Source organism: Mucilaginibacter flavidus (genome assembly GCF_024055575.1).
In the GTDB taxonomy this organism is placed as follows: domain Bacteria; phylum Bacteroidota; class Bacteroidia; order Sphingobacteriales; family Sphingobacteriaceae; genus Mucilaginibacter; species Mucilaginibacter flavidus.
Map to the genome: position 1 here is coordinate 1 of NZ_JAMXOE010000005.1, position 24,489 is coordinate 24,489.

Annotated in this window: 25 protein-coding genes; 18 read left to right on the forward strand and 7 right to left on the reverse strand. The window is 42.8% G+C overall.

All coding sequences use genetic code 11. The annotated features are described in order from the left end of the window. Positions 1-424 precede the first annotated feature (424 nt). Positions 425-1,486: a 4-hydroxythreonine-4-phosphate dehydrogenase PdxA gene (gene pdxA / locus NAF19_RS10370; protein WP_252789973.1), complete on the reverse strand. Its 1,062-nt coding sequence runs from the start codon at positions 1,484-1,486 to the stop codon at positions 425-427. 202 nt (positions 1,487-1,688) lie between these two features. Between pdxA and rsmA the strand changes: the two genes are divergently transcribed. Then, a complete protein-coding gene (gene rsmA, locus NAF19_RS10375; RefSeq protein WP_252789974.1) occupies positions 1,689-2,468 on the forward strand; it encodes a 16S rRNA (adenine(1518)-N(6)/adenine(1519)-N(6))-dimethyltransferase RsmA in 780 nt (259 codons plus the stop codon). 4 nt (positions 2,469-2,472) lie between these two features. On the opposite strand, the gene NAF19_RS10380 is transcribed toward rsmA, so the two are convergent. After that, the gene (locus tag NAF19_RS10380; protein WP_252789975.1) at positions 2,473-3,024 is read right to left on the reverse strand and encodes an EcsC family protein; all 552 of its coding nucleotides are present in this window, start codon (positions 3,022-3,024) and stop codon (positions 2,473-2,475) included. 163 nt (positions 3,025-3,187) lie between these two features. Between NAF19_RS10380 and NAF19_RS10385 the strand changes: the two genes are divergently transcribed. Continuing rightward, a complete protein-coding gene (locus NAF19_RS10385; RefSeq protein ID WP_252789976.1) occupies positions 3,188-4,123 on the forward strand; it encodes a 2-hydroxyacid dehydrogenase in 936 nt (311 codons plus the stop codon). Between the two features lie 39 nt (positions 4,124-4,162). Here NAF19_RS10385 and panC read toward each other — a convergent pair whose 3' ends face one another. Then, on the reverse strand, positions 4,163-5,002 hold the full coding sequence (gene panC, locus NAF19_RS10390) for a pantoate--beta-alanine ligase (protein ID WP_252789977.1): 840 nt from the start codon (positions 5,000-5,002) through the stop codon (positions 4,163-4,165). Between the two features lie 158 nt (positions 5,003-5,160). Between panC and NAF19_RS10395 the strand changes: the two genes are divergently transcribed. From NAF19_RS10395 to glmS, 3 genes are all read left to right on the forward strand, one after another. Further along, positions 5,161-5,985, forward strand: coding sequence for a glycogen/starch synthase (locus tag NAF19_RS10395; protein WP_252789978.1), 825 nt, complete (start codon positions 5,161-5,163; stop codon positions 5,983-5,985). Positions 5,986-6,000: 15 nt separating this feature from the next. Further along, complete coding sequence (locus NAF19_RS10400) at positions 6,001-7,401, forward strand: DUF4270 family protein (RefSeq protein WP_252789979.1); 1,401 nt, start codon at positions 6,001-6,003, stop codon at positions 7,399-7,401. 250 nt (positions 7,402-7,651) lie between these two features. Further along, positions 7,652-9,487 (forward strand): glutamine--fructose-6-phosphate transaminase (isomerizing), encoded by a 1,836-nt coding sequence (gene glmS / locus NAF19_RS10405; RefSeq protein ID WP_252789980.1) that lies wholly within the window; start codon positions 7,652-7,654, stop codon positions 9,485-9,487. A gap of 159 nt (positions 9,488-9,646) precedes the next feature. Here glmS and NAF19_RS10410 read toward each other — a convergent pair whose 3' ends face one another. Next, positions 9,647-11,146, reverse strand: a complete 1,500-nt coding sequence (locus tag NAF19_RS10410; protein WP_252789981.1) for a catalase — start codon at positions 11,144-11,146, stop codon at positions 9,647-9,649. 202 nt (positions 11,147-11,348) lie between these two features. Here NAF19_RS10410 and NAF19_RS10415 point away from each other — a divergent pair, with 202 nt between their 5' ends. From NAF19_RS10415 to NAF19_RS10460, 10 genes are all read left to right on the forward strand, one after another. After that, complete coding sequence (locus tag NAF19_RS10415) at positions 11,349-12,284, forward strand: hydrogen peroxide-inducible genes activator (protein WP_252789982.1); 936 nt, start codon at positions 11,349-11,351, stop codon at positions 12,282-12,284. Positions 12,285-12,392: 108 nt separating this feature from the next. Then, positions 12,393-13,313: a beta propeller repeat protein gene (locus tag NAF19_RS10420; protein WP_252789983.1), complete on the forward strand. Its 921-nt coding sequence runs from the start codon at positions 12,393-12,395 to the stop codon at positions 13,311-13,313. 105 nt (positions 13,314-13,418) lie between these two features. Further along, positions 13,419-14,057 (forward strand): MBL fold metallo-hydrolase, encoded by a 639-nt coding sequence (locus NAF19_RS10425; protein ID WP_252789984.1) that lies wholly within the window; start codon positions 13,419-13,421, stop codon positions 14,055-14,057. Between the two features lie 683 nt (positions 14,058-14,740). After that, entirely contained in the window at positions 14,741-15,325 is a 585-nt protein-coding gene (locus tag NAF19_RS10430; protein ID WP_252789985.1) for a hypothetical protein, read from the forward strand. Continuing rightward, a complete protein-coding gene (locus NAF19_RS10435) occupies positions 15,294-15,461 on the forward strand; it encodes a hypothetical protein (RefSeq protein ID WP_252789986.1) in 168 nt (55 codons plus the stop codon). The genes NAF19_RS10430 and NAF19_RS10435 overlap by 32 nt, the downstream gene beginning before the upstream one ends. Before the next feature lie 80 nt (positions 15,462-15,541). Then, on the forward strand, positions 15,542-16,768 hold the full coding sequence (locus NAF19_RS10440; protein WP_252789987.1) for an FtsX-like permease family protein: 1,227 nt from the start codon (positions 15,542-15,544) through the stop codon (positions 16,766-16,768). A 9-nt stretch (positions 16,769-16,777) separates the two neighbouring features. Further along, on the forward strand, positions 16,778-17,143 hold the full coding sequence (locus NAF19_RS10445; protein ID WP_252789988.1) for a hypothetical protein: 366 nt from the start codon (positions 16,778-16,780) through the stop codon (positions 17,141-17,143). Positions 17,144-17,231: 88 nt separating this feature from the next. Then, positions 17,232-17,603, forward strand: coding sequence for a 30S ribosome-binding factor RbfA (gene rbfA, locus NAF19_RS10450; RefSeq protein ID WP_252789989.1), 372 nt, complete (start codon positions 17,232-17,234; stop codon positions 17,601-17,603). 5 nt (positions 17,604-17,608) lie between these two features. Continuing rightward, positions 17,609-18,316 carry a peptidoglycan DD-metalloendopeptidase family protein gene (locus NAF19_RS10455; RefSeq protein ID WP_252789990.1) on the forward strand — a complete coding sequence of 236 codons (708 nt, stop codon included), beginning with the start codon at positions 17,609-17,611 and terminating at the stop codon, positions 18,314-18,316. A 306-nt stretch (positions 18,317-18,622) separates the two neighbouring features. Beyond that, positions 18,623-18,955, forward strand: coding sequence for an MGMT family protein (locus NAF19_RS10460; RefSeq protein ID WP_252789991.1), 333 nt, complete (start codon positions 18,623-18,625; stop codon positions 18,953-18,955). A 110-nt stretch (positions 18,956-19,065) separates the two neighbouring features. Here NAF19_RS10460 and NAF19_RS10465 read toward each other — a convergent pair whose 3' ends face one another. The 3 genes from NAF19_RS10465 to NAF19_RS10475 form a co-directional block, all read right to left on the reverse strand. Further along, complete coding sequence (locus tag NAF19_RS10465) at positions 19,066-19,434, reverse strand: hypothetical protein (protein ID WP_252789992.1); 369 nt, start codon at positions 19,432-19,434, stop codon at positions 19,066-19,068. 64 nt (positions 19,435-19,498) lie between these two features. Next, positions 19,499-19,861 (reverse strand): VOC family protein, encoded by a 363-nt coding sequence (locus NAF19_RS10470; protein WP_252789993.1) that lies wholly within the window; start codon positions 19,859-19,861, stop codon positions 19,499-19,501. Further along, positions 19,861-20,238, reverse strand: a complete 378-nt coding sequence (locus tag NAF19_RS10475) for a VOC family protein (RefSeq protein WP_252789994.1) — start codon at positions 20,236-20,238, stop codon at positions 19,861-19,863. The genes NAF19_RS10470 and NAF19_RS10475 overlap by 1 nt, the downstream gene beginning before the upstream one ends. 200 nt (positions 20,239-20,438) lie before the next feature. Here NAF19_RS10475 and NAF19_RS10480 point away from each other — a divergent pair, with 200 nt between their 5' ends. The 3 genes from NAF19_RS10480 to polA all read left to right on the forward strand — a co-directional run bounded on the left by NAF19_RS10480 (position 20,439) and on the right by polA (position 24,459). Further along, a complete protein-coding gene (locus NAF19_RS10480; RefSeq protein WP_252789995.1) occupies positions 20,439-20,786 on the forward strand; it encodes a carboxymuconolactone decarboxylase family protein in 348 nt (115 codons plus the stop codon). Between the two features lie 128 nt (positions 20,787-20,914). Beyond that, complete coding sequence (locus NAF19_RS10485) at positions 20,915-21,472, forward strand: DNA-3-methyladenine glycosylase I (protein ID WP_252789996.1); 558 nt, start codon at positions 20,915-20,917, stop codon at positions 21,470-21,472. Between the two features lie 176 nt (positions 21,473-21,648). After that, positions 21,649-24,459 carry a DNA polymerase I gene (gene polA, locus NAF19_RS10490; protein ID WP_252789997.1) on the forward strand — a complete coding sequence of 937 codons (2,811 nt, stop codon included), beginning with the start codon at positions 21,649-21,651 and terminating at the stop codon, positions 24,457-24,459. Positions 24,460-24,489: the final 30 nt, after the last annotated feature.

Here is a 24,489-nt window from a genome sequence, read left to right on the forward strand (position 1 = left end):
TCCAGCACCAACGGTAAATTACAACAGCCCGGTACTTATTTCTACTCTTTGGAATATAAAGACGGAAATGAAACTAAACACAAAACCGGCTTTATTGTACTGAAGTACTAGAAAAGTCTGAAAGACGAATTTGAATAGAAGCCTTGCCCAGTTTAAAAACCGGGCAGGGCTTTTTTATTTTTAGTCGTTAACGGTAATGAACTTGCGCCCTGTGACGTTTTTGGCAAATAGCCCAGTGCATCATAGGTCATCGAAGTTTAATCAGCAGCCCTTAGGAAAACCCAATCGCTCCCTTCTTCTACATCCAACCACCATAGGATTGGAAGCGCCCCGTGCAATAGGGCAATAAAAAAGAGATCTCAGACCAAGGGAAACAATCCCGTTTAATCTCTGATCTCTTTAAATCCTGGGTAATCTATAATCTCTAATCCCTATCCCTGCTCAGCTTAGTGAACACCAGCGGATTTTCCTGAAGCTCAAGGGTCTCACGGCGATGTTTAACAATGTGCATTGCCGTAAACATTGCTTCGCGGAAAGAAATTTCTGACGCCTGGTTTTTACCGGCGATGTCATAAGCTGTACCATGGTCGGGCGAGGTGCGTACAAAGTTCAATCCGGCCGTAAAGTTAACGCCCGATTCAAATGCGATTTGTTTAAATGGTATAAGGCCCTGGTCGTGGTACATGGCCAGCACAGCATCAAACTGTAAATAAGTTCCGTTTGCAAAAAAGCCATCGGCAGCGTACGGACCGAAGGCCAATATATTATTGTTACGGGCTTCTTCTATTGCCGGAGTAATCACATTTTGTTCCTCAGTACCAATAAGGCCATTATCGCTTGCATGGGGATTTAGGCCCAATACGGCAATCCTGGGCTTGCGTATCCAAAAATCGTTACGGAGGCTGGCGTCCATTAGCTTAAGCTTGGATACTATTTTGGCAATAGTAATACTTTCAGCAACTTTTGCCAGGGGAATATGGCCTGTCACTACGCCAACGCGAAGGGTGTCGCTCACCAAAAACATTAACGACTCGGCAGCGCCGTCCTTTTCCTGCAAATATTCGGTATGGCCGGGGAAATTAAATTGCTCGCTTTGTATGGTATCCTTGTTTATAGGGGCGGTAACCAACGCATCGATATGGCCGTGAATTAAGTCGCTGGTGGCACGCTCTAACGACAGGAAGCCATATTTACCAACTTCGCTATTGGTGACGCCAGGATCAATCTTAACGTCTTCTTCCCAGCAGTTAATCATATGTGGCTTTTTATGATCGCGCCTGGCGTCCTGCGCCTGGTTAATCACAAAAAAGTTGAGGTCTTCCACCTGCGTGGTGCGACGGTAAAACGATGCTACCTTGGTATGCCCATATACTATGGGAATGCAATAATCATAGATACGGCTGTCGGCCAATGCTTTGATAATAATTTCGAGACCTATCCCGTTTACGTCGCCTATGCTGATCCCAATTTTTATTTTTTCGCTCATGCTATTTTATGATTACACCGATTTAAATTCGATTTCACCGACTAAGGTGATCTGATTGATTTTACGGCGATTATGGTACCTGGTTTATTTGGCGGCTTTCGGCTTTTTATGTTGCGCTTTCAGCTTTCGCCACCACAAATAAAAAGATTTTAACCTATTAAAGCACAAATATGCCTTAATTTGCTCAAATATTTGATTAATAATGACATTGGTAAGAGCAAAAAAGCATTTAGGTCAGCATTTTCTTACTGATAAAAATATCGCTGCAAAAATAGTAGACAGCCTTCGCCCCGCAAATTGTTACAGCCAGGTACTTGAGGTGGGCCCCGGGATGGGTATATTATCCGATTTTTTGCTACAGAAACCCGAACTGGAGGTTTCGTTAATTGATATTGACACTGAATCATATGAATACCTTCAAAAAAAATATCCGGCTTTAGGCAAGCGGCTAATCAACGCCGATTTTTTGGAGATGGATTTCGCAGCGTACTTTAACGGGCCACTCGGTATTATTGGCAATTTTCCGTACAATATATCGTCGCAAATACTTTTTAAGGTGCTTGATAACCGGCAGCAGGTTGTGGAAGTGGTAGGTATGTTTCAAAAAGAAGTTGCAGAGCGCTGCAACTCCAAACCCGGCAGCAAGGAATATGGCATCCTGAGCGTGTTTTTGCAGGCCTACTACAAACTGGAATATTTGTTTACCGTAAAAGCCGGGGTATTTAACCCACCTCCAAAAGTATTGTCGGCGGTTATCAGGTTGACCCGTAATAAGACAGAACAGCTAGGCTGCGACGAAAAATTGTTTTGGCAGGTAGTAAAGGCCGGATTTAACCAGCGCCGTAAAACCTTGCGCAATGCATTGTCATCACTAATAAATAAAGAGAAAATGACCGCTGAAGCAATGCTTGATTTACGGGCCGAACGATTGAGTGTAGATGATTTTGTGAAGCTAACTAACCAGATAACCGCTAACAGGTAAACAGTTATTCTATAATGATCACAACCGGCTCACCATGTAATTTTTTTACCGAATGCGCCATCCGTTTAATAAACAAATAGTTTGCTGTGCCGCCAATTACAGCGCCTACAATTGGCACTAGTCTTTCGGCAGTGCGGGTGCCTAATATCATCAGCAATTTTTCGGCAATGCCTTCCATCATTGTTTTGGTAAGGGTAACGCCGGCCTCAACTTTTAACGATGTAGCTATGAATTGCATAAATTCATCGAAGCCTACCTGGTAGTTGCCCCTAACATTATACATAATTGCCATGGTAACACGAAATTGCTGGGTTATCAGGTTAACAAAGTCAAGCGGAACACCAACAACCATGGTTAACATGCCACCGGTGCCCGAAATAACGCCTGACCCAGCGGCCATATAGGCGCATTGCTCAATAAACTTATCAAGGCCCATTTTATCAACCCCGGCTTTTATATTGAGCTGGTTGATGCGGTCGAATATCTGTCTGAAGCCTTTTTCTGAAAGCCTGCCGGCCTGAATTTTCATATCGGCCCCTAATTTTTTAAATCTCATTGGTTCTATTTTACGGGATTTAACCCAGCACAATATCAACAGGCGATAAGCGTGCCAGTTTTAAAAAAGGAGCAAAATGTCATATTTTATTAATAAATGGTTGCGTCAGTGTTAATTACCTGGCATTTTCTAATTTTACATCCTTAAATAATTCAAAACGCTCTTGAAAAATAATATCCTTATTGTTGACGATATCCACCCGGTATTTATTGAAATGGCCGAAGCAAAAGGCTATGAATGCAATTATCAACCTAAAATTACCGCTGCTGAAGCGCTGGAAATAATTGGCGCTTACGCAGGACTGGTAATACGTTCCAAATTTAGAGTAGACAGAAAAGTGATCGATATCGCCAAAAACCTGCGCTTTGTTTGCCGGGCCGGTGCCGGCATGGATAATATAGACGAGCCATATGCTGCAGAAAAAAACATACAATTAATAAATGCTCCGGAAGGAAACATGGATGCAGTTGGAGAACATGCCGTAGGCCTGCTACTAGCCCTCATGAACAACTTTAACGTTGCCGACGAACAAATACGTTCAGGCAGTTGGCTGCGCGAAGCTAACCGTGGCTACGAGTTAAAAGGACGGACCGTAGGCATAATTGGCTATGGCTTTATGGGCAAAAGCTTTGCGAAGAAGCTATCGGGTTTTGACGTGAATGTTATTGCTTACGATAAATATAAAACCGGGTTCAGCGATAAATACGCCCGCGAAGTAAGCATGGAAGAAATTGTGAAGCATAGCGATGTGCTTAGCTTGCATGTTCCGCTAACCGCGGAAACGGAGGGATTGATAAATGAAGAATATTTGTTCCATTTTAAAAAGCCTATTTTCTTTATCAACACGTCACGTGGCAAAACCGCCCAAATAAGGCCGGTACTGAATGCCATAAAACAGGGTAAAATTTTAGGCGCTGGTCTTGATGTGCTGGAGGTAGAAAAATTCCCGGCGCTTGCCGAACAGGAATGGTTTGATGAGCTGAAGCAAAGCGGTAAAGTGATACTTACCCCCCACGTTGCCGGCTGGACGTTTGAATCGTACCGTAAAATCAGCGAGGTGATGGGCGGGAAGCTGCAAGTCTATAGTCCAAAGTCTTAAGTCGTTAGTCTTTTTGACTTCAGACTATAGACTTAAGACTCAGGACTTCAACATCACGTTATCTATCAATCTCGTCTTTCCAACCTTTGCGGCTACAAGGGCGACAATCTTTTCAGAATCCGGGGTTGCTGTATGCAGTGTTTCGCCATCGGCAATTTCAAAATAATCCAGTTCAACACCCGGTTCGGCGTTTATCAATTGGGCTGCTTCCTCCTTTAAAGCAGAAATGTCATGACTGTCAAATTTATCTTTAATAAAATCCAGGGTTTTTGACAGCACTAGTGCATGAAGCCTGTCATCTACAGAAAGATGAATATTTCTAGAACTCATTGCGAGGCCGTCAGTCTCGCGTTTTATAGGACACATTACCATCTTAACCGGCATGTTCAGCATATCAACCATTTTGCTGATGATCAAAAACTGCTGGTAGTCTTTTTGCCCGAAGTAAGCCGCATCCGGTTTAACAATATTAAAAAGCTTGTATACTACTTGAGTGACGCCCTGGTAATGCCCCGGGCGAAACTCGCCTTCAAGTAAATGCTCAGTTTCGCCTATGTTTAAATGCCATTGTTCATTGTCATCATACATCTCATTTACACCCGGATTGAACAAAATGTCGCAATTAACCTGTTCTAGTAGCTTAATATCGGCTTCAATGGTACGTGGGTATTTTTCCAGGTCTTTTGGATCGTTAAACTGGCTTGGATTTACAAATACGCTGCAAATAATAACATCGTTATGTTGTTGCGCCAGCTCGATTAACGACAAGTGCCCCTGGTGCAGCGCCCCCATCGTTGGCACAAAGCCAACAGTTTTGCCTGACGCCTTTATTGGTGATAAATACTGGCTTACAGCTGCTTTGGTAGTAAATATTTTCAATACAACAGAATTTAAAAAACGCGGTAAAGTTGTGCAATTGATTAATATTTACCAAAAGTTACTTGCATAATTGGTTGCCAGTTCATATAATAATGCTTATATTTGCAGACTCAAATTTTTGACTGACTTCTTTAATAAATTTAATAACTGATATAGTGATGGGTAAATCTAAGCTTCTGTTTATAACTCACGAAATGTCTCCTTTTCTTGAAATCTCAAAAATTGCTGAAATTACACGCCAGCTTCCGCAGGCTATGCAGGAAAAAGGTTACGAAATCCGTATCCTTATGCCGCGTTTCGGGAATATTAATGAGCGCAGGAACAGGTTACACGAGGTGATTCGCTTATCCGGAATGAACATTATCATTAATGATAATGACAATCCGTTGATCATTAAAGTTGCGTCTATCCCTGCTGCACGTATGCAGGTTTATTTCCTGGATAATGAAGAGTACTTTCAGCGTAAACATGTATTTGCCGATAAAGACGGTAAATTTTATGCTGACAACGATGAGCGCATGATATTTTTCTGCAAGGGCGCTTTGGAAACTGTAAAAAAACTAGGCTGGGCGCCGGATGTTATCCATTGCCATGGCTGGATGAGCGCATTAGTGCCTGCTTATTTAAAAACTACTTACAAAGACGACCCGACGTTTAAAAACTCGAAGGTTGTTTACTCTATTTACAAAAACGACTTTGCCGGGGAACTGGATGCTGATTTTTCGCAAAAAGCCGTTATGGGCGATATGAGCGAAAAACATACCGAGGTTTACAAACCAGGAAGCAATTCGGCATTATATGCCGGGGCTATACAATACAGTGACGGGATTGTGCTGGGTGATGAGAATATCGATGAGGATGTGTTAAATAATGTTAAAAACAGCAATAAATCGGTTTTAGAATTCGAATCGACCGCAGATTTCGAAAATTATTACAATTTTTACGACGAAATTGCCAACGAGGAACTGGCACATGTTGTATAAGCTTTGAGATCATATATGAAATTTTTCCGCTTAGACTTATTGACGTTGTTGATAAGTCTTTTTATTTTGAATAGTTGTAAAAACCAGGATACTATTGGCTTGGGTGTTAATTCACAAACCCAGGTTAATGGCACCTTGATTGATACTTCAACAATAGTTGTTAATACAGTTAAGGAAGATTCGGTAGTAACATCGGGGCTTACCAAGTTACCCCTTGGTTATTTCCAGGATCCAATTTTCGGCACCACGGAATCAAACCTGGCCGCTAGCCTTAGCCTGCCAGGGGCCACAGCATACGCACTTCCTTCAGGCACAATATCTATCGATTCAACAAGATTAGTACTACGCTATTCTGACGGTTTTTATGGCGACTCGGTAGCTTCAAGCTATAAGTTGAATCTTTACCAGTTACAAGAGGCATACAGCACGAACACCGGATATTACGGCAACAAAGTATGGAAAGTTAACCCCGCCTTGTTGGGTTCAATTACATTTAAGGCCCGCCCGCACGACTCGATTAAGATTAACAACATTATAAAAGGAAAACCCGACTCGCTGATAAAAGTAAAATCGCAGATCAGGGTGCCTATTGATAATAATTTCATAATCACCAATTTTTTTAATGCCAGCAGTGCAACGCTTGCTTCAAACAGTGTTTTCCAAAATTCTGTTAAGGGCTTATATTTAACCATTGATAAAACTTTGTCAACAGGTGCAGGCGGTACGCTTATGCTATCAAATACCGACTCGGTTAACGTTTATTGCAAAATAACCAATAACGGGGTTATTGACACGACAATAATAAAGTTGCCGATAAGCCAGTTTGCCGCGTCAATTACCCATACCTATTCAACAACTATTAATGCCGAGCTTGCTAACACAACCACCTCCGGCAATGTATTTTACCTGCAGGGACTTGCCGGCTTGCGTACGAAAATTAGCTTTCCTAATTTATTGGCCAACTTACGGAACGACCTGTTGAAAAACGGTGAAGATATTGTGTTAAACCGCGCCGAATTGGTTATTAGTCCGGCACCGGGATCCTATACCCAATTCCGGCCGCTGCCAAAAATCACCATGTACAGATTGGATATTGCACACCAGCGTGTTTTATTGGAGGACGCTGCCCCAGGCACAAGCGACCCCCGCGGACAAGGTGTAGGTGCCTTCGGCGGCTTCTACAACTCTAAAACAAACCAGTATCATTTTATAATTACTGCATATTTACAAGATCTGTTACTGAAAAAAACATCCGACTATGGCACTTTTATAGCCCCGGTTGATACACTTAACAAAAGCAGTGTTGATTATACAGCTACCCCTTCAATTGCGGCTAGGAGTGTTGCTGTTGGTTCAGACAAAACATCGCCTTACAAAATAAAGCTTAACATTATCTACACCAAGATAAAGCGGTAAGCGCTTATGACCATGTATTGGCGATAAATTAAGCATTACAAAAAGGGGAGATAAACAAGCTTGTTTATCTCCCCTTTTTCTTCAAATGCCTTAAATATTTTTCCGATCCGAATCTTCACTAAGTGATATTCGGAAAGTGCCGGCACTTTTTAAAATAATTTAATATTAACCATATCCGTTATAATCCAACAAATAATCATCAATGTTGTTATTTTTGCGCGGAAAACATTATTAAAAGAACTATCTATTTATGTGTGGAATTGTAGGTTACATAGGCTTCAGGGATGCTTACCCTATTGTTATAAAAGGGCTTCACAGGCTTGAATACCGCGGATATGACAGTGCCGGGGTATCTCTATTTGATAAAGAATTAAAAGTATATAAAAAGGCCGGCAAAGTTAGCGACCTGGAAGATTTTGTAAAAGATGTTGACCTTGGCGGCACAATTGGCATGGGCCATACCCGTTGGGCTACGCACGGCGTACCAAGCGACCGGAACTCGCACCCACATGCGTCGGGGAATCGCAAGCTCACCATCATCCACAATGGCATCATCGAAAACTATGGTAACATTAAGGAAACATTGCTGAGCAAAGGCCATGTGTTCACCAGCGATACGGATACCGAGGTACTGATACACTTAATTGAAGAAATACAGGACGTAACAGGCTTAGACTTGCAGGAATCTGTAAGGGTTGCCTTAAACAGGGTTGTCGGCGCCTATGCAATTGTAATAATGAGCGAAGACGACCCGGACCTGCTGATAGCAGCCCGCAAAGGCAGTCCGCTGGTAATTGGCGTTGGCAAAGGCGAGTATTTTGTAGCATCAGATGCTACACCTATTGTTGAATACACTAAAAACGTAATTTACCTTAACGACAACGAAATTGCCTACCTGCGCCGTGAGGACCTGCTTATAAAGAATATTGACAATACTGTTCAAACACCTTACATACAGGAGCTTGACTTAAAACTGGACGCGCTTGAGAAAGGCGGCTTTGATCACTTTATGCTCAAAGAGATATACGAGCAGCCCCGTTCAATACGCGATTGTATGCGCGGCCGTATCTATCCTGAAAAAGGCCTGGTTAAGCTGGGCGGGCTAAAGGAATATACCGAAAAGCTAAAAAATATCGACCGTATTATCATCGTAGCATGCGGCACATCATGGCATGCCGGTTTGGTGGGTGAGTATTTGATTGAAGAATATGCCCGTGTACCGGTTGAGGTTGAGTACGCTTCGGAATTCAGGTACCGTAACCCGATTATTACCGAAAAGGATTTGGTAATAGCTATTTCGCAATCTGGTGAAACAGCCGACACCATGGCGGCTATCGAACTGGCAAAAGAAAAAGGTGCAACCATCTTTGGTATCTGCAACGTGGTTGGGGCGTCTATTCCGCGAACTACACATGCAGGTGTTTATACGCATGCCGGACCTGAAATTGGTGTAGCATCAACCAAAGCATTCACTGCGCAGGTAACCGTTTTAACGCTGATGGCTTTTTACATTGCCCAGCAGCGCGGTGCTATTAAAGAAAGCAAGTTGGTTGAATACCTTACTGAACTGGATGAGATACCTGAACTGGTTGAGCAATGCTTAAAACTAAACGACCATATAAAGGACATTGCCTGGGAGTTTAAAGACTCTACCAACTGCCTGTTTTTAGGCCGTGGCAGTTCGTTCCCGGTAGCGCTTGAAGGTGCCCTTAAGCTAAAGGAAATATCTTACATACACGCCGAAGGCTACCCTGCTGCAGAAATGAAACATGGACCGATTGCCTTAATTGACAACGATATGCCGGTGGTGTTTATCGCCACTAAAGATTCATCTTACGGCAAGGTGGTGAGCAATATACAGGAAGTAAAAGCCCGCAAAGGCCACGTTATTGCCATTGTAACCGAAGGTGATACCGAAGTAAAGAGCATGGCCGATTACGTGATTGAGATACCGCAAACCGGCGAAGCATTTGTACCGCTGTTGGCAACAATACCGCTACAATTACTGGCCTACCACATAGCTGTAATGCGCGGCTGCAACGTCGACCAGCCAAGGAATCTGGCAAAATCGGTAACGGTAGAATAAGACTTTAAAGTAGGCAGTGAGCAGTTGGCAGGCAAAAGAGGTCGCTAGCTTAGGATTAAAAAATAAAGGTTGGTAATGTGCAAGTATTAAATACTGCAAATTGCCAACCTTTTTATTTGTAAAGTACGCAATTACTGCTCCCTGCCTGCTGCCAACTGATTACATGTGCGCTGCCATCGAACTCATTGCAGCGTCCATGTCAAGCTGCAGGCCTTTGGCTATGGCCATTCCGAGGCCAATATCAGCCCTGAACCAGTGGCAAAGCTGGCGGTTTACTATCAAATCCTTTTTAGGCCCGCCAATGCCTCCCATGGAGTTAACTATGTTGTGTATTAAATCGTGTTTGGCAGCATCGTCCATCAGGCGGTATAGATTGCCCGGTTGCGTATAGTGGTCGTTTTCGCCTTCGCCGTTGCGGTCGTACCAATCGGCTACGCCTGTGCCTAAGTCCCATGATGGCTCTTTGTACGCTTCATCAGCAACAATGTCGTCAAAGCTGTTAGGGAAATAGTTTGGCGCCGAGCCTTGGTTGCCATCAACACGCATCTGGCCGTCGCGTTCGTAGTTGTTCACGGCAAACGGACAACGGTTTACGGGTATCTGTTCATAATTACCACCCAAACGATGCCTGTGGGCATCAGGATAGGAAAGCAGGCGGCCCTGCAGCATTTTATCGGGTGAGTAGCCAATGCCATCAACCACATGAGCCGGTGCAAATGCAGATTGCTCCACATGTGCAAAGTAATTATCCGGGTTTTTGTTCAGCTCAAGTACGCCGACATCAATTAGTGGAAAATCGCCATGCGGCCACACCTTGGTAAGGTCGAAAGGGTTCCATTGGTAGGTTTTGGCCTGCTCTTCGGTCATAACCTGTATCTTCATATCCCACTGCGGAAAATTGCCGGCATCTATATTAGTCAACAGGTCGTGCTGGGCAAAGTCTGGGTTTTTGCCGCGCATTTCTCCCGCTTCCGCATCGGTAAAGTTTTTGATTCCCTGTTTAGTTTTAAAGTGGAATTTCACCCAATGCCTTTGGTTGTTGGCGTTTATCATGGAGAAGGTGTGACTACCAAAGCCATCCATGTGGCGGTAACCATAGGGCGTACCCCTATCGCTCATCAAAATAGTTACCTGGTGCAGGCTCTCCGGGTTCAACGACCAAAAATCCCACATCATGGTTGCGCTTTTACAATTGGTATATGGGTCGCGTTTTTGGGTATGGATAAAATCGCCGAACTTTTTAGGGTCCTTTACAAAGAATACAGGGGTATTGTTGCCAACCAAATCCCAGTTGCCTTCTTCGGTATAAAATTTCAAGGCAAAGCCACGTGGGTCCCGTTCAGTATCGGCCGAACCCTTCTCACCTCCAACGGTGCTGAAACGCAGGAAAGTCTTTGTTTCCTTGCCAATGAAGTTAAAAAGTTTGGCGCGGGTGTATTTTGAAATATCGTGAGTCACTGTAAAAGTACCGTACGCACCCGAACCTTTTGCATGCACTACCCGTTCAGGAATACGCTCGCGGTTAAAGTGCGCCATTTTTTCGTGCAGGATAAAGTCCTGTAATAATATAGGGCCTCTTGGGCCAACAGTCTGCGAATTCTCGTTCTCGTAGTAGGGTATGCCGGATGCCGTGGTGAGTTTCTTCTTGTTAGTTTCCATAGTAGTTTAGTTTTATAACAATCAAACTTCATCATAATAATTCAATAGAAAAAATCAATAATTACTATATTTGAATAGAGAAAATCTATAGTTTAGAGCCAAGAATCAAGAGACAAAAGCCAAGACAGAAGGAATATTCAAGGAATTTTCCTCTTGATTCCTGGTTCTTGACTCTTGGTTCTCCTCACAAACAAGCAAATTCATGACCATAACCCAACTTGAATACATAGTAGCTGTTGATACTTACCGGAGTTTTGTTGCAGCTGCAGATAAATGCTTTGTTACCCAGCCTACGCTTAGCATGCAGGTACAAAAACTGGAAGACACACTTGGCGTTAAGATATTCGACCGGAGCAAGCAACCGGTAACGCCTACCGAGATCGGCATCGAAATTATAACACAGGCCCGTATTATGCTGTCGGAAAGCGAAAAGATAAAGGAAATTATCACCGACCGGCAAAAGGAACTATCGGGTGAGCTAAAGGTTGGCATTATACCTACCATTGCGCCTTACATCCTGCCTAAAATACTGCACGGCTTTATAGAAAAATACCCCCAGGTAAAACTGATAGTCTGGGAGCAAACCACCGAGCAGATAATAGCGCAGTTAAAGCTGGGCGTAATTGATTGCGGCATACTATCAACCCCGTTGCACGAGAGCACGCTTACGGAAGTGCCTGTTTTTTATGAAAATTTTGTGGCTTATGTATCGAAAAACAGCAAGCTATCGAAAAAGAAAAACATTGTGCCCGACGATATTGATATGGAGGAGATTTGGATACTGAACGAGGGCCATTGCATGCGCGAGCAGGTTTTAAACATTTGCCAGCGCCGTAAGGCTACCCAGGGCTTTAAACATTTTGAATACAACACCGGCAGTGTTGAAACGCTAAAGCGCATGGTCGACCAAAACAATGGCGCCACCATTTTACCTGAACTGGCCCTGGCCGACCTTACCGATAAGCAACTGGACAAGGTACGCTACTTTAAAGCCCCCGAACCAGCCCGAGAAGTGAGCATAGTTATACAGCGTAATTTTTTGAAGCGCCGTATGATAGAGGCACTAAAAAACGAGATATTGGAATTTTTACCGAAACGCATGAAGAGCAAAAAGAAGAAAGAGGTGATGGAGATATGAGTGGGAGTCCGAAAGTCGGGAAAGACCGTAAAGTCAGTAAAGTTGGAGTATCAATTTAAAGCATTTCAAATAGATAAGTATCGGACAGCGCCCATTTAATAATACAATATGAAAGTTTGTTTATTGTCATTATTCCTATTATTTACGGTTTGCGCCTGTCAAAGGAATAAGCCGTCCGGTAAAAATTCAAATAGCGACACTGTAAACCGCAAGCCCCCGGTTAAATTCTCGTACGAACAATGGCTAAAACAAGCTGAAAAGGACCATGAAATTTATGCCGCTTTTGAGCCTTCAAAGAACACGATTGTATTACTTAGACGTTCGGTCGGTTTCGAATTTAGTGAGAATCAAGGTAAGACATGGTCGTGGTTGGGAAAAGAAATGGGGGGAATTAATGAAATTTCTGTTGATGATAAAGGGACGTGGTGGGCGATGGAACGTTGGAAGGGTATTCACGAACCAAGTTATTGCAGAATGTATAAGTCGGTGGATTTTGGAAAAACGTGGGAAGGTTATATTTTTAGTCCTCTGCTATTTTTTCCGTATCACATATATTCAAAACCAAATCAGCAGCTAACAGTAACAAATTATTGGGACAACAAAGTATATTCACTTTTAGGAAACGACCCGCGGCATCATTGGAAGTATATTAAACAATTACCAAAAGATGATGGAATGGCTGACGACTCGGTGGAAAATTACTTTATAGACAAACATCTAAGCGATGATAATAAGCTATACGTTAAACGAAAAAGCGGGAAAACTGATACTTTGATAGATTTCAAAAAAGCGGGCGCCATTTATAGTATTGAAAAAATAAAGGATATAATTTATGTAGCAGGTCCGGCGGTAAATTATGCTGATTCATCTTATTTTGCTATCATTAAGAATGAGCGCGTCGTAAAGGAGTATGTTATTCCGGGAGTAGATTTAAACATTTCAAAAACGCAATTTAACCATGTATTTTTGACAGCCACTACCGGGGCGTACCTGTTAAAAAATGACAAACTAATTCATATTTTTAAATAGACTGCCCAATCCAGCTAACAAACTCTCAAACGTTCGCCGCCTCCCCATTCAAAAAAATCCGCACATCCGCACATTCGCACATTTGAAATCCCTTACCTTTGCCCTATGGCTAATGTTCAATCTTTTGTAAATAACCCCTACCAGGAAAATACCTATATTTTGTTTGATGAAACCGGCGAGTGTGCTATTATAGACCCCGGTATGGAAACTGCATCCGAGCAAAACGCTGTGGTAAATTTTATCCGCAAAAATAACCTGAAGCCTGTTTTGCTGTTGAACACCCATTGTCACATAGACCATGTGCTGGGCAATAAATTTATCTTCGACCAATATGGCTTAAAACCAAAATTTCATGAGGGTGAATTGCCTCTGCTGGAAGCTGTATCAGCCTATGCGCCGACAATGGGCATACGATATGAACTTTCACCTGTGCCGGACGAGTTTTTGCCCGAAACAGGTAGCATAAGCTTTGGCAACACTACGCTGCATTTAATATTTGCCCCGGGTCATTCACCTGCGCATTTATGTTTTTATGACGAGGTTGGTAACCTGCTGATAGGCGGCGATGTGCTATTCAGGGGCAGCATAGGCCGCAGCGATTTACCCGGTGGCAACTTTAGCCAGCTGATTGATAATATCGAACAGAAATTATTCCGTTTACCGGGCGACTGCACCGTTTATCCTGGTCATGGCCCGGAAACTACCATAGAATATGAAAAGATGACCAACCCTTTTTTGAATTAAGCAATAGACTGTATCGCTGTATTGGTCAGTAGAGTAATACGGACGATACAAGGCTAACTCCTATCTTTTCGATAATATAAAAATGAGAACTCCTGTATCGCTTGTATCGGTGTATTGAGCAAGGTGGTGATACAGAACACTTGCAAAACAATCTGAAATAAGTTATTGGATCGTTGTATTAGTCAGTAAAGCAATACAGACAACACATAGACAACCCTTACCATTTGCAATAATATAAAAATGAGAATTGTTGTATCGCTTGTATCGGTGTATTGAGTAAGGCAGTGATACAGAACACGTGTAAAGTATGTCTGAAATTAAGTTATTGTATCGCCTGTATCGGTGTATTGAGTAATATAGTGATACAGAACAGTAGCAAATTGATTAAGTATTTATATCTATAAAGTTAATTGGCTTTGATAGCGGTATAGTATTCTCAAAACAACTTTAAATAGAATATATTGAAATATAAAATATTAATACCTGTGTATTACTGTATCACCACAGGGACTACTACACCGATACAAGTGATACAAAATCTATCAGCTTAAAACAGTAAAACTTTACAATTGACACATTTATCGTAGAACACAATTCCTTTTAGGAAGCGTGTATTCGGAATTAATTCTAAACAATTTATTCATAGATTTAAGCCAGCTAATAAATGGTGTTAATTAAATAAAATGGCAAAAAAGAATATTTTACGCTTTTCAATAATTACATTCATTACATCCTTTTTAATAAGCAGTTGTATAAAAGTTAAAGGTTTTACAAACGATGAGTTAAAATGGTTCATCCCCTATAATAAAACTGATACGGTTGTTTTCATATCAAATAAAGGGGAAATTGATACTGTGGTCTTTTTGAAAAAAGTTGCCTCCAGTGACACAGTTAGAAGCCTTGAGCGAGGATATTATAATACAAATTACTTAACTGTCACTTATACGCTAACCAAAGGAAGTTATCATCAGTTTGCCTTAATGAGCGATAGGAAAACTCGTTATTCGCAGGATATTCTTAATATATCGAAAACTTCGGATGGAACTAAAACGTTGGAGATAACATTCCTCGGAACCATATTTAACGGAAAAGAACTTAATAATATACGACAAGAAAATAAGAATGAGTACTATTTCGACAGCAGTAAGGCGACATATGTTGGTATGGATGAAGAACAAGGAAAAGCAATTAAAAATTTCACATTTGATGTTAGATTTGGTATTGTTAAATATGTTGATGAAAGAAATATTGAGTGGAATAGAAAATAAATTCATGCTGAAATGCTGCAGTAACAACATGGGGCATAAGCTATTAAATACAACTAATGTATCACTGTATCACCAAAGTGACCAGTACACCGATACAGGCGATACAAACTTTACCCGCCAGCCAACCGTTGCATAAATATTGCCAAAAAGCGATACCTTTAGGGCGTGATTGTGCTACCTCAATCATTAATTCAATAAATCACTAATTCACCATTATTGAACACGTCCATCTACATAGCCAAAAGGTATTTATTCTCGCGCAAAAAAATGCACGCCATCAATATCATTTCGGGCATATCAATGATTGGGGTATTTATTGGCAGTGCCGCCCTGATTATTATCCTGTCGGTGTTTAATGGTTTCGAAACAGTTATCCTATCGTTTTACAACAACTTTACGCCTGAATTGAAGATTGAGCCCAAACTTGGTAAATCATTCAATCCTAATACTGCGTATTTTAACTCGCTAAAAAACGACAAGAAGGTTTTCTCCTATATCGAGGTATTACAGGAAAAGGTATTGGTAAAGTATGATGGCCGCCCATTTATCGGCACCCTAAAAGGCGTGAGCGCACAGTTTATGAAAAAAGGCAAACTGGACAGCATTGTGCAAACAGGCTCGTTTACGCTTAAAAAAGATGGGACTAACTACGCAGTGATAGGTTCAATGGTGCAAAATAGCCTGGGCATTAGCGTACGCGACCAGTTTACCCCGATGGAAATATTCTCGCCAAACCGCAGCGCAGGTATTGGTGCCAACCCGTTAGATGCGTTTACTGTGCGGCCCATCAACGCATCCGGCGTTTTTACGCTGGGCCAGCAGTTTGACGACCTGGTAATAACCCCTATTGATTTTGCCCGCGATTTGCTGAACCAACCGGTAAACGTGACCTCGCTTGAGCTGAATTTTAACAAAGGGACTAAGATTGCCGACGTGCAGGAGGCCATACAGGATAAAATCGGCAAGGACTTTACCATCAGGAACCGCGCCCAACAGGATACCGAATTGTACAAAACGCTGAACTATGAGCGCTGGTTTATTTTTATGATATTGGTATTTGTATTAATTATTGCAATATTTAATATCATAGGTTCGTTAACCATGCTGGTTATGGATAAACGTAAAGACATAGCCATTTTAACCAGCCTTGGCGCAAATAAGCAGCTTATACAGGGCATCTTCTTTTTCGAGGGGATGATGATATCGATAATTGGCTGTTTGGCAGGTATTTTTTTCGGACTTGTATTTTGTATATTGCAGCAGCGTTTTGGTTTGGTAAAAATGGGCTCCACAAAATCAATGATAGATGCTTACCCGGTTACCCTAATGGCCGGCGATTTTATCCTTGTTTTTTTAACGGTGGGCATCATTGCGGTTATTGCTGCAGGCATAAGCGCGCGCTTAAGCATTAAAGGACTTAATGATATTAAACAGGACTTGTAAATTTAGGGAATGCATTTAAAGCGGATTAAAATTTTGGCGGGGCTGGTGATAATTGCGATATGCTCATGCAACGGCGGTGCCGATAAAACTCCACATGTGGTTTTTAAAGGCTTATACAGCTTTGGCCCGGGCGTTAATTCGTTTAAAGATTGCGACAGCGGCCGTGAGTTTTGGGTTACCGACAGCACCAAGCAAATGGAGCTAAAGTACTCGCAGCTAAAATTTGAAAAACCTTATGAGCCGGTTTATGTTGAAGTAGAGGGTGCAAAGATACACTCCAACAAAGAGGGCCTGAGCCTGGAATACGACAGCACTGTGGTTGTAAAAAAACTAATAAAGATAACGAAGGAAATCCCGGATGATATGTGTAAGTAGTTAATTAGCGATTGGAGAATAGAGACTAGTTAAACGCGGGAAAAAATAAAATAACGATTGCTTAGGGCTTTCTGCTCAACAAAATAACATGGAATCAAAACGTCAGCAAAAATTTGCAGGAGTAATACAAGAGGACCTTGCCGCCATATTTCAGCGCGAGGGCATGAGCTATTTACCAAACACGCTTATCACCATAACCAAGGTAAGGGTAACGCCTGATTTGGCTATTGCAAGGGTATTTTTAAGCTTTTTTAAGAATGACAACGCACAGCTGGCGCTGCATACCATCAAATCGCATGCATCCGAAATAAGGTACAAGCTGGGCGCACGTATAAAAGACCAGGTACGCATAATACCACAACTTGAGTTTTTTGTGGATGATACCGGCGAATACGTGGAGCGCATGGATAAGATTTTTGATAAGATAAGCAAAGAAGACCGGCAACCCGAAACCGAATAATTTAGATGGACGCTACCCAACGGTTAGCTGCTTATATTGGTTCGCATTTAGATTCCACCGGCAAAGTGGTGGATTTTGATGCTGTGTCAGACAGGCTCTATCATTTCAATTTTACGGCATCGAACACCGAACTGGACGAAGCTACATTTTCGGACACCGTTAAATTTAGCGCCTGGGTAAACCAACAACTTAGTGATAACAAGTGCCGGTATGGCGTAGGCGGCTACATGGAGCACCGCACTATTTATGCCCGCAGCGCACACTTTGATACAGATGACGAACCACGCCGCCTGCATTTGGGTGTTGATATTTGGGCACAGGCTGGTACAGCGGTTTATTCACCTTTGGATGGAATTGTCCACAGCTTTCAAAACAACAATAACTTTGGCGATTACGGGCCAACTATCATCCTGGAACATCAGCTCGATGGCTTAAAGCTTTATAGCCTATACGGTCATTTAAATACCGAAAGTTTGGATGGATTGTATATTGGCAAACCTATCAGCAAAAATGAAAGGATAGGCAGCTTTGGCATGATGAATGAAAATGGCCATTGGCCGCCGCACTTACATTTTCAGCTTATGCTTGATATGGAAGGCAAAAAGGGCGACTATCCCGGGGTTTGCCGCTTTTCTGAAAAGGTTATCTACCAAAAAAACATTCCTGATCCGCAATTGATCTTGAAGTTTCCGAAGGCTGTTAACTCCCTCTAACAACCGGGCTAATTGTAATCTAAATTATCGCTCTTACACTTTTGGGTAAAGCCATCATCACACCTTTCGAGGTCCGTTCCTTAAAAGGAACGGCAATGATCAAACAATCATATTTCATTCATTGCCGTCTGGCTTTAGCCGACGGATCAAAAACAAGAGCAACATCCGGCTTTACTCAAATTGTGGGATGTGATCTGATCGGAAAATGAGTAGGTATTGAATCATTAAAGCGCTGTTCTGACCTGCGCTTCGAACCCGGCGAATTGCCGGGAACTATTTATATTTGCGTTAAGCATCTAACCAATTATGGCTGAACCGAATTTTTACGATAGCGTTTACGAAGTAGCCAGACTGATACCCAAAGGCCGGGTAACGTCATACGGTGCCATTGCTGCTTATTTGGGCACCAAGGGCTCGTCGCGCATGGTTGGATACGCTATGCAGGCAGCAGGCAGGGTACAGCCGCCTGTGCCGGCACACAGGGTGGTAAACAGGCAGGGCTTGCTGACAGCCAAATTTCATTTCGGCGGCAATTTGATGGAAACTTTACTTGAAAATGAGGGCGTAAAAGTTGTTGACGACCAGGTGCAGGACTTTAAAAATGTTTTCTGGGACCCATCAATAGAGTTGGCGCTATAGCGTCAAACCTGTAGAGACACAATACTTGTGTCTCGGAACCCGCATTGTGAAAAGAAAAACTATTTATTTATCAGAGACACAAGTATTGCGTCTCTACAAAAAAAATCCGATTATAATTTTGCCATGCTATGCACACTGTCGCCGCGGTAATCGGTAACCAGCCAGGTCAGCAGCAGGCAATTGCCAAATATTACGTAAAACAACTTGCCGTTGGCATTACCATCGAACAATGTGTAGGCCAAAATAATTACGGCTACGGCAACAACAAATTCGATCAGTTCATGAATGCTTACAGGGATAATTTTTACCAGTCCCATGGTTGAGTCGGTTAATAAAGTAAGCGCCAGGTGTGCCGCGCCCAATGCATAAGTAAAAGTTGCCAGGGTGCCTGTAAAGCCAAAAATTATTGGCGATGCCAGTAAAAATACACAAACCAGTATATCTATTATTCCGTGAACTTTGGGCGACATGAATTTCATAACTGTACGTTTTATTTGTTTGCGGGTAACTAATCTACAATTTTATATTTAATATACAACACTATTAATCAATGTATTGCAGCAATTCCACCCGGTTGCCAAAAGGATCGTGGAACGAAAACCTGTTGCGGCCCGGAATTACCGCCTCCTGCAATACTTGTACGTTGTGTTTTTCCAAATGTTTCGCCGCCGCATCAAGATTTTTCACCTCGAATGCAATATGTCGTATCGATTGCGGTTTCGGTGGTTCGATACCAATATGTAACTCGATATCAGCCACCTGGAACCAGTAACCGGGTGCGCCAAAAACGTCGGGGCGATATTTTTCGGGCAGGCCGATTACATCCCGGTAAAAGAGCCTTGCTTCTTCAAGTTTTTCGGGTGGTACACAAATATTAACGTGGTCAGTGCGGGTAAATTCAATCATTATTCGTCTTCGGCAAAGGTGAGCACATAGTTGTTATTATCCAGTATCGAAAACTCGGTGGCGCCGTAAAAAGTGATCTCCAACCCCTTTAATACAGTTACCTGGTATTTTATCTTCTCAAAGTACTCCCGTATCTTTTTTATTTTAATGTAAAGCAATTGTGAGGCGCCATTTTGCCGGCTTATCTCGGGCAGTTCTTCGCCCAAGCTGCTGAACGACTGGAACATCATAGTAACGCTGCCATTAACCATCATCACCCAGTCGAATCTGTCGCCGGTTTCGGGCATGTTCATTACTATTTGAAAGCCTAAGGCGTCATAAAACGCAACGGTTTCGCGCATGTTGTGGGTGAAAATGTTGGGGGAAATGCTTTCCATAAGTTTGATTTTAGATGGATTATTTCTTTACAATTGAAAGAGGAAAATTACAAAAATGAATTTAATCTATATTGTAACTTGCGCTTAAAATTCCGGATTAATTAGGCGCTGAAATTGAACGATGAGATCCGAATCCAAATAAATCACTAATTCACCCACTCACTAATTCACTAATTTGCTAATTCACTAAATAAACACCTATGGGAAAGCTGATTGACGACTTTGAAAGCTACCGCACCAAAATGAACGACCGGATAATGGAGTCGTCGAACACTAATATCAAACGTTTTTTCGCGCTGGATACCACTACTTATGCCGACGGTGCGCTTAATGTAAAAACGAAAGAAATGCTGGGCCTGGTAGCATCGATGGTGCTGCGCTGTGATGATTGTATTAAATACCACCTGGGCAAATGCCACGAAGCAGGCGTAAATCATGATGAAATGAATGAGGTATTTATGATTGCTAATTTGGTAGGTGGCTCAATTGTGATTCCGCATTATAGAAGAGCGGTGGAATATTGGGATGAGTTGAACGAAGCGAACTAACATTGTTGTCATTGCTAGGAACGAAGCAATCGCGAACTATGCAAGTCCGATCTGCAAAGTTCGCGGTTGCCGCGCTCGTTCCTCGCTCGCAATGACAATTTTTATAAATTATTACCGTAAATAACGATATGGAAACTAAAGAAATACACCGCTGCCGCTGGGCCGGAACAGACGAGCTCTACATAAAATATCACGACGAAGAATGGGGTAAGGAAGTCCACGACGACCATACTTTATTTGAGTTCCTTATTCTCGAATCGGCCCAGGCCGGCTTAAGCTGGATAACCATACTGCGCCGCCGGGAAGGTTATAGAAAAGCCTTCGCAAATTTTGATGTAACGAAGGTCGCCGAATTTACCGATGCCGATGTGGAACGCTTGATGAACGACGCGGGCATTATCCGCAACCGTTTAAAAATACTCGCGGCCATTAATAATGCGAAACTGTTTATTGAGGTGCAAAAGAAATTTGGCTCGTTCGATAAATATCTGTACAGCTTTATGCCCGATGGAAAGTCAATCAATAATCATTCGGGGCTTACTCCGGCCAGTACACCCATATCCGATGCCATTAGCAAGGACATGAAAAAGCGCGGCTTCAAATTTTTCGGCACCACCATTTGCTACGCCCACATGCAGGCTACAGGAATGGTTAATGATCATGTGCCGCAATGTAGTTTTAAATAGAGGATTACACCGATTGTTTTGATTACACTGATTACCATTGATTTTAAAAAACCGCATTACTGTTGAATTACTCGACAACATAATTGTATTTTTGAATTCACTCAAATGGTTAACGGGTTAGCTAAAGCGTAGCAAATCTGTGTAATCAAAACAATCGGTGAAATCATTTAAATACAATGAAAAAACTATTTCTTTTGGATGGCATGGCGCTTATTTACCGGGCGCATTTTGCCTTGAGTAAAACTCCGCGGTTTACATCAAACGGGTTTAATACATCGGCGGTTATGGGCTTTACCAATACACTGCTCGAGGTTTTACGAAAAGAGAAACCCACCCACATGGCGGTGGTATTTGATACCGATGCCCCAACCGAACGCCATACCGACTTCGCAGACTATAAAGGCCACCGTGAAGCCATGCCCGAAGATTTGAGCAAGGCCCTCCCCTACATATTTAAAGTGGTACTGGGCTTCAATATCCCGCTTATAACTTCTGATGGTTTCGAGGCCGATGATATTATAGGCACCCTTGCCAAAAAAGCCGAAGCAAAAGGTTACCAGGTTTACTGTATGACTCCTGATAAGGATTTCGCGCAACTGGTATCGCCGAACATATTTATTTACAAGCCCGCCCGCATGGGTAACGATATGGAGATATTAGGCGTAAAGGAAGTGCTGGAGAAATGGGAAATTGAACGCGTAGAGCAGGTGATAGATATTTTGGGGCTTTGGGGCGATGCAGTTGACAATATCCCCGGTATCCCGGGCATTGGCGAAAAAACGGCTAAGCTGCTTATAAAACAATATGGCTCAATGGAGGAAATCATCGCCCATAGCCACGAATTAAAAGGCAAGCAGCGCGAAAACGTTGAAAACTTTGCTGCCCAGGGCCTGATGTCGAAAAAGCTGGCTACCATAAACCTGAATGTGCCTGTTGAACTGGATGAGGCGGGATTGGAAATGTGCGCCCCAAGCAAAGATTTACTGGAGCCATTGTTTGCTGAACTGGAGTTCCGCACGCTGGGCAGGCGTGTTTTTGGCGACGATTTCAGTATTACCGAAACAAAGGCAGTATCCATCCAAACCGACCTATTTGGGAATGCAGTTGCCGAAGGCCGCACCACCATGTCGGTCGATGTGCAGGATATTTACGAGCCACCTGTTCCGGTTGATATCAAAAACATCAACACCGTACCACACGAATACCATTTAGCTGATACTTTCGAAAAGCGTGCAGAGTTAATCAACCTGCTGAAACAGCAAAAAGATTTCTGTTTTGATACTGAAACTACGGGTACAGACGCCAATAATTGCGAATTGGTGGGCCTTTCGTTTGCCGTAAAAGCAAGCGAGGCATGGTATGTGCCCGTACCAGTTGATGATGAAGGGATCAGGAAGATTGTCGCCGAATTTAAGCCTGTACTGGAAGATACATCAATCGGCAAAACAGGGCAGAACCTGAAGTTCGACATATTGATGCTGAAATGGTATGATGTTGAGGTAAAAGGCGACCTGTTTGATACCATGATGGCGCATTACATTATCGACCCGGATACCCGCCATAACATGGATATCCTGAGCGAAAATTATTTAAGTTACAAACCGGTTTCCATAACCGAACTGATTGGCGCCAAGGGCAAAAACCAGGGCAGCATGCGCGATGTGGAGATTGAAAAGATAAAGGAATATGCAGCTGAAGATGCGGATATCACCCTGCAGCTGCGCACCGTTTTTGAGCCCAAACTAAAAGAAGCCGAGGCCGAAAAACTAATACACGAGATTGAACACCCGCTGATTTACGTATTGGCTGATATTGAATACGAAGGTGTAAAAATAGACCATGACACCCTCCGTGAGTTCTCGAAAGAACTAGAAACAGACATAGCCAAACTAGAGAAAATAGTTTATGAAAAGGCTGGCGTACGTTTCAACATAGCATCGCCAAAACAACTGGGAGAGGTGCTTTTTGAAAAACTGATGCTTGACCCGAAGGCCAAAAAGACCAAAACCGGCCAATACCAAACCGGGGAGGATGTGCTGCTGTCGCTGGCTGCAAAAAGCGATATCGTACGCGATATTTTAGATTACCGCCAGCTGCAAAAACTAAAATCGACCTATGTGGATGCCTTGCCAACCATGGTTAACCCCAAAACCGGCCGGGTGCACACGTCATACAACCAGGCGGTAGCAGCAACCGGGCGTTTAAGCTCAACCAACCCTAACCTGCAAAACATCCCCATAAAAACCGAACGCGGCCGCGAGGTGCGGAAGGCATTTATCCCACGGGATAGCGGGCATACCATCGTATCTGCGGATTATTCGCAAATAGAGCTGCGCATTATTGCCGAAATAAGCAAAGATGCCAATATGATGGATGCGTTTGTAAACAACCTGGATATTCACACCGCAACTGCTGCCAAAGTGTATGGCATCGGGCTTGACGAAGTAAGCAGCGAACAGCGACGGAACGCAAAGGCGGTAAACTTTGGGATTATTTACGGGCAGTCGGCATTTGGATTATCGCAAAGCCTGGGCATACCACGTAAAGAAGCAGCCGAGATTATTGAAAACTACTTTGCGCAATACCCGGGCATAAAAAACTACATGAGCGATACCATGAACTTTGCCCGTGAGCATGGGTATGTGTGTACGCTGATGGGCCGCCGCCGCTATCTGCGCGACATTAACAGCGCTAACCAAACCGTACGTGGTTTTGCCGAACGAAATGCCATTAACGCTCCCATTCAAGGTTCAGCAGCGGATATGATTAAAATAGCGATGATCAACATCCACGGCGAGTTTTGCCTGCGAAAACTGGATGCCCGCATGACCATGCAGGTACATGACGAGTTGGTGTTTGACGTACCCCACCACGAGGTGGAAATAGTGAAACCCATTATTATGGAGAACATGAAAAACGCCATAAAAACCACTGTACCGATTATGGTAGAGATTGGAACGGGTGTAAACTGGTTAGAGGCACACTAATTAATTGGTGAATGGGTGAGTTGGTGAATT

Bases quoted from the DNA above. Each gene is read 5' to 3' on its own strand.
- NAF19_RS10455 (WP_252789990.1), top strand. From the start codon at position 17,609: ATGGACGCTACCCAACGGTTAGCTGCTTATATTGGTTCGCATTTAGAT.
- NAF19_RS10380 (WP_252789975.1), bottom strand. From the start codon at position 3,024: ATGAGATTTAAAAAATTAGGGGCCGATATGAAAATTCAGGCCGGCAGG.
- NAF19_RS10435 (WP_252789986.1), top strand. From the start codon at position 15,294: ATGAAAGAAATATTGAGTGGAATAGAAAATAAATTCATGCTGAAATGC.
- NAF19_RS10410 (WP_252789981.1), bottom strand. From the start codon at position 11,146: ATGGAAACTAACAAGAAGAAACTCACCACGGCATCCGGCATACCCTAC.
- pdxA (WP_252789973.1), bottom strand. From the start codon at position 1,486: ATGAGCGAAAAAATAAAAATTGGGATCAGCATAGGCGACGTAAACGGG.
- NAF19_RS10430 (WP_252789985.1), top strand. From the start codon at position 14,741: ATGGCAAAAAAGAATATTTTACGCTTTTCAATAATTACATTCATTACA.
- glmS (WP_252789980.1), top strand. From the start codon at position 7,652: ATGTGTGGAATTGTAGGTTACATAGGCTTCAGGGATGCTTACCCTATT.
- rbfA (WP_252789989.1), top strand. From the start codon at position 17,232: ATGGAATCAAAACGTCAGCAAAAATTTGCAGGAGTAATACAAGAGGAC.
- NAF19_RS10465 (WP_252789992.1), bottom strand. From the start codon at position 19,434: ATGAAATTCATGTCGCCCAAAGTTCACGGAATAATAGATATACTGGTT.
- rsmA (WP_252789974.1), top strand. From the start codon at position 1,689: ATGACATTGGTAAGAGCAAAAAAGCATTTAGGTCAGCATTTTCTTACT.
- NAF19_RS10400 (WP_252789979.1), top strand. From the start codon at position 6,001: ATGAAATTTTTCCGCTTAGACTTATTGACGTTGTTGATAAGTCTTTTT.
- NAF19_RS10460 (WP_252789991.1), top strand. From the start codon at position 18,623: ATGGCTGAACCGAATTTTTACGATAGCGTTTACGAAGTAGCCAGACTG.
- polA (WP_252789997.1), top strand. From the start codon at position 21,649: ATGAAAAAACTATTTCTTTTGGATGGCATGGCGCTTATTTACCGGGCG.
- NAF19_RS10480 (WP_252789995.1), top strand. From the start codon at position 20,439: ATGGGAAAGCTGATTGACGACTTTGAAAGCTACCGCACCAAAATGAAC.
- NAF19_RS10470 (WP_252789993.1), bottom strand. From the start codon at position 19,861: ATGATTGAATTTACCCGCACTGACCACGTTAATATTTGTGTACCACCC.
- NAF19_RS10415 (WP_252789982.1), top strand. From the start codon at position 11,349: ATGACCATAACCCAACTTGAATACATAGTAGCTGTTGATACTTACCGG.
- NAF19_RS10445 (WP_252789988.1), top strand. From the start codon at position 16,778: ATGCATTTAAAGCGGATTAAAATTTTGGCGGGGCTGGTGATAATTGCG.
- NAF19_RS10420 (WP_252789983.1), top strand. From the start codon at position 12,393: ATGAAAGTTTGTTTATTGTCATTATTCCTATTATTTACGGTTTGCGCC.
- NAF19_RS10475 (WP_252789994.1), bottom strand. From the start codon at position 20,238: ATGGAAAGCATTTCCCCCAACATTTTCACCCACAACATGCGCGAAACC.
- NAF19_RS10425 (WP_252789984.1), top strand. From the start codon at position 13,419: ATGGCTAATGTTCAATCTTTTGTAAATAACCCCTACCAGGAAAATACC.
- NAF19_RS10395 (WP_252789978.1), top strand. From the start codon at position 5,161: ATGGGTAAATCTAAGCTTCTGTTTATAACTCACGAAATGTCTCCTTTT.
- NAF19_RS10485 (WP_252789996.1), top strand. From the start codon at position 20,915: ATGGAAACTAAAGAAATACACCGCTGCCGCTGGGCCGGAACAGACGAG.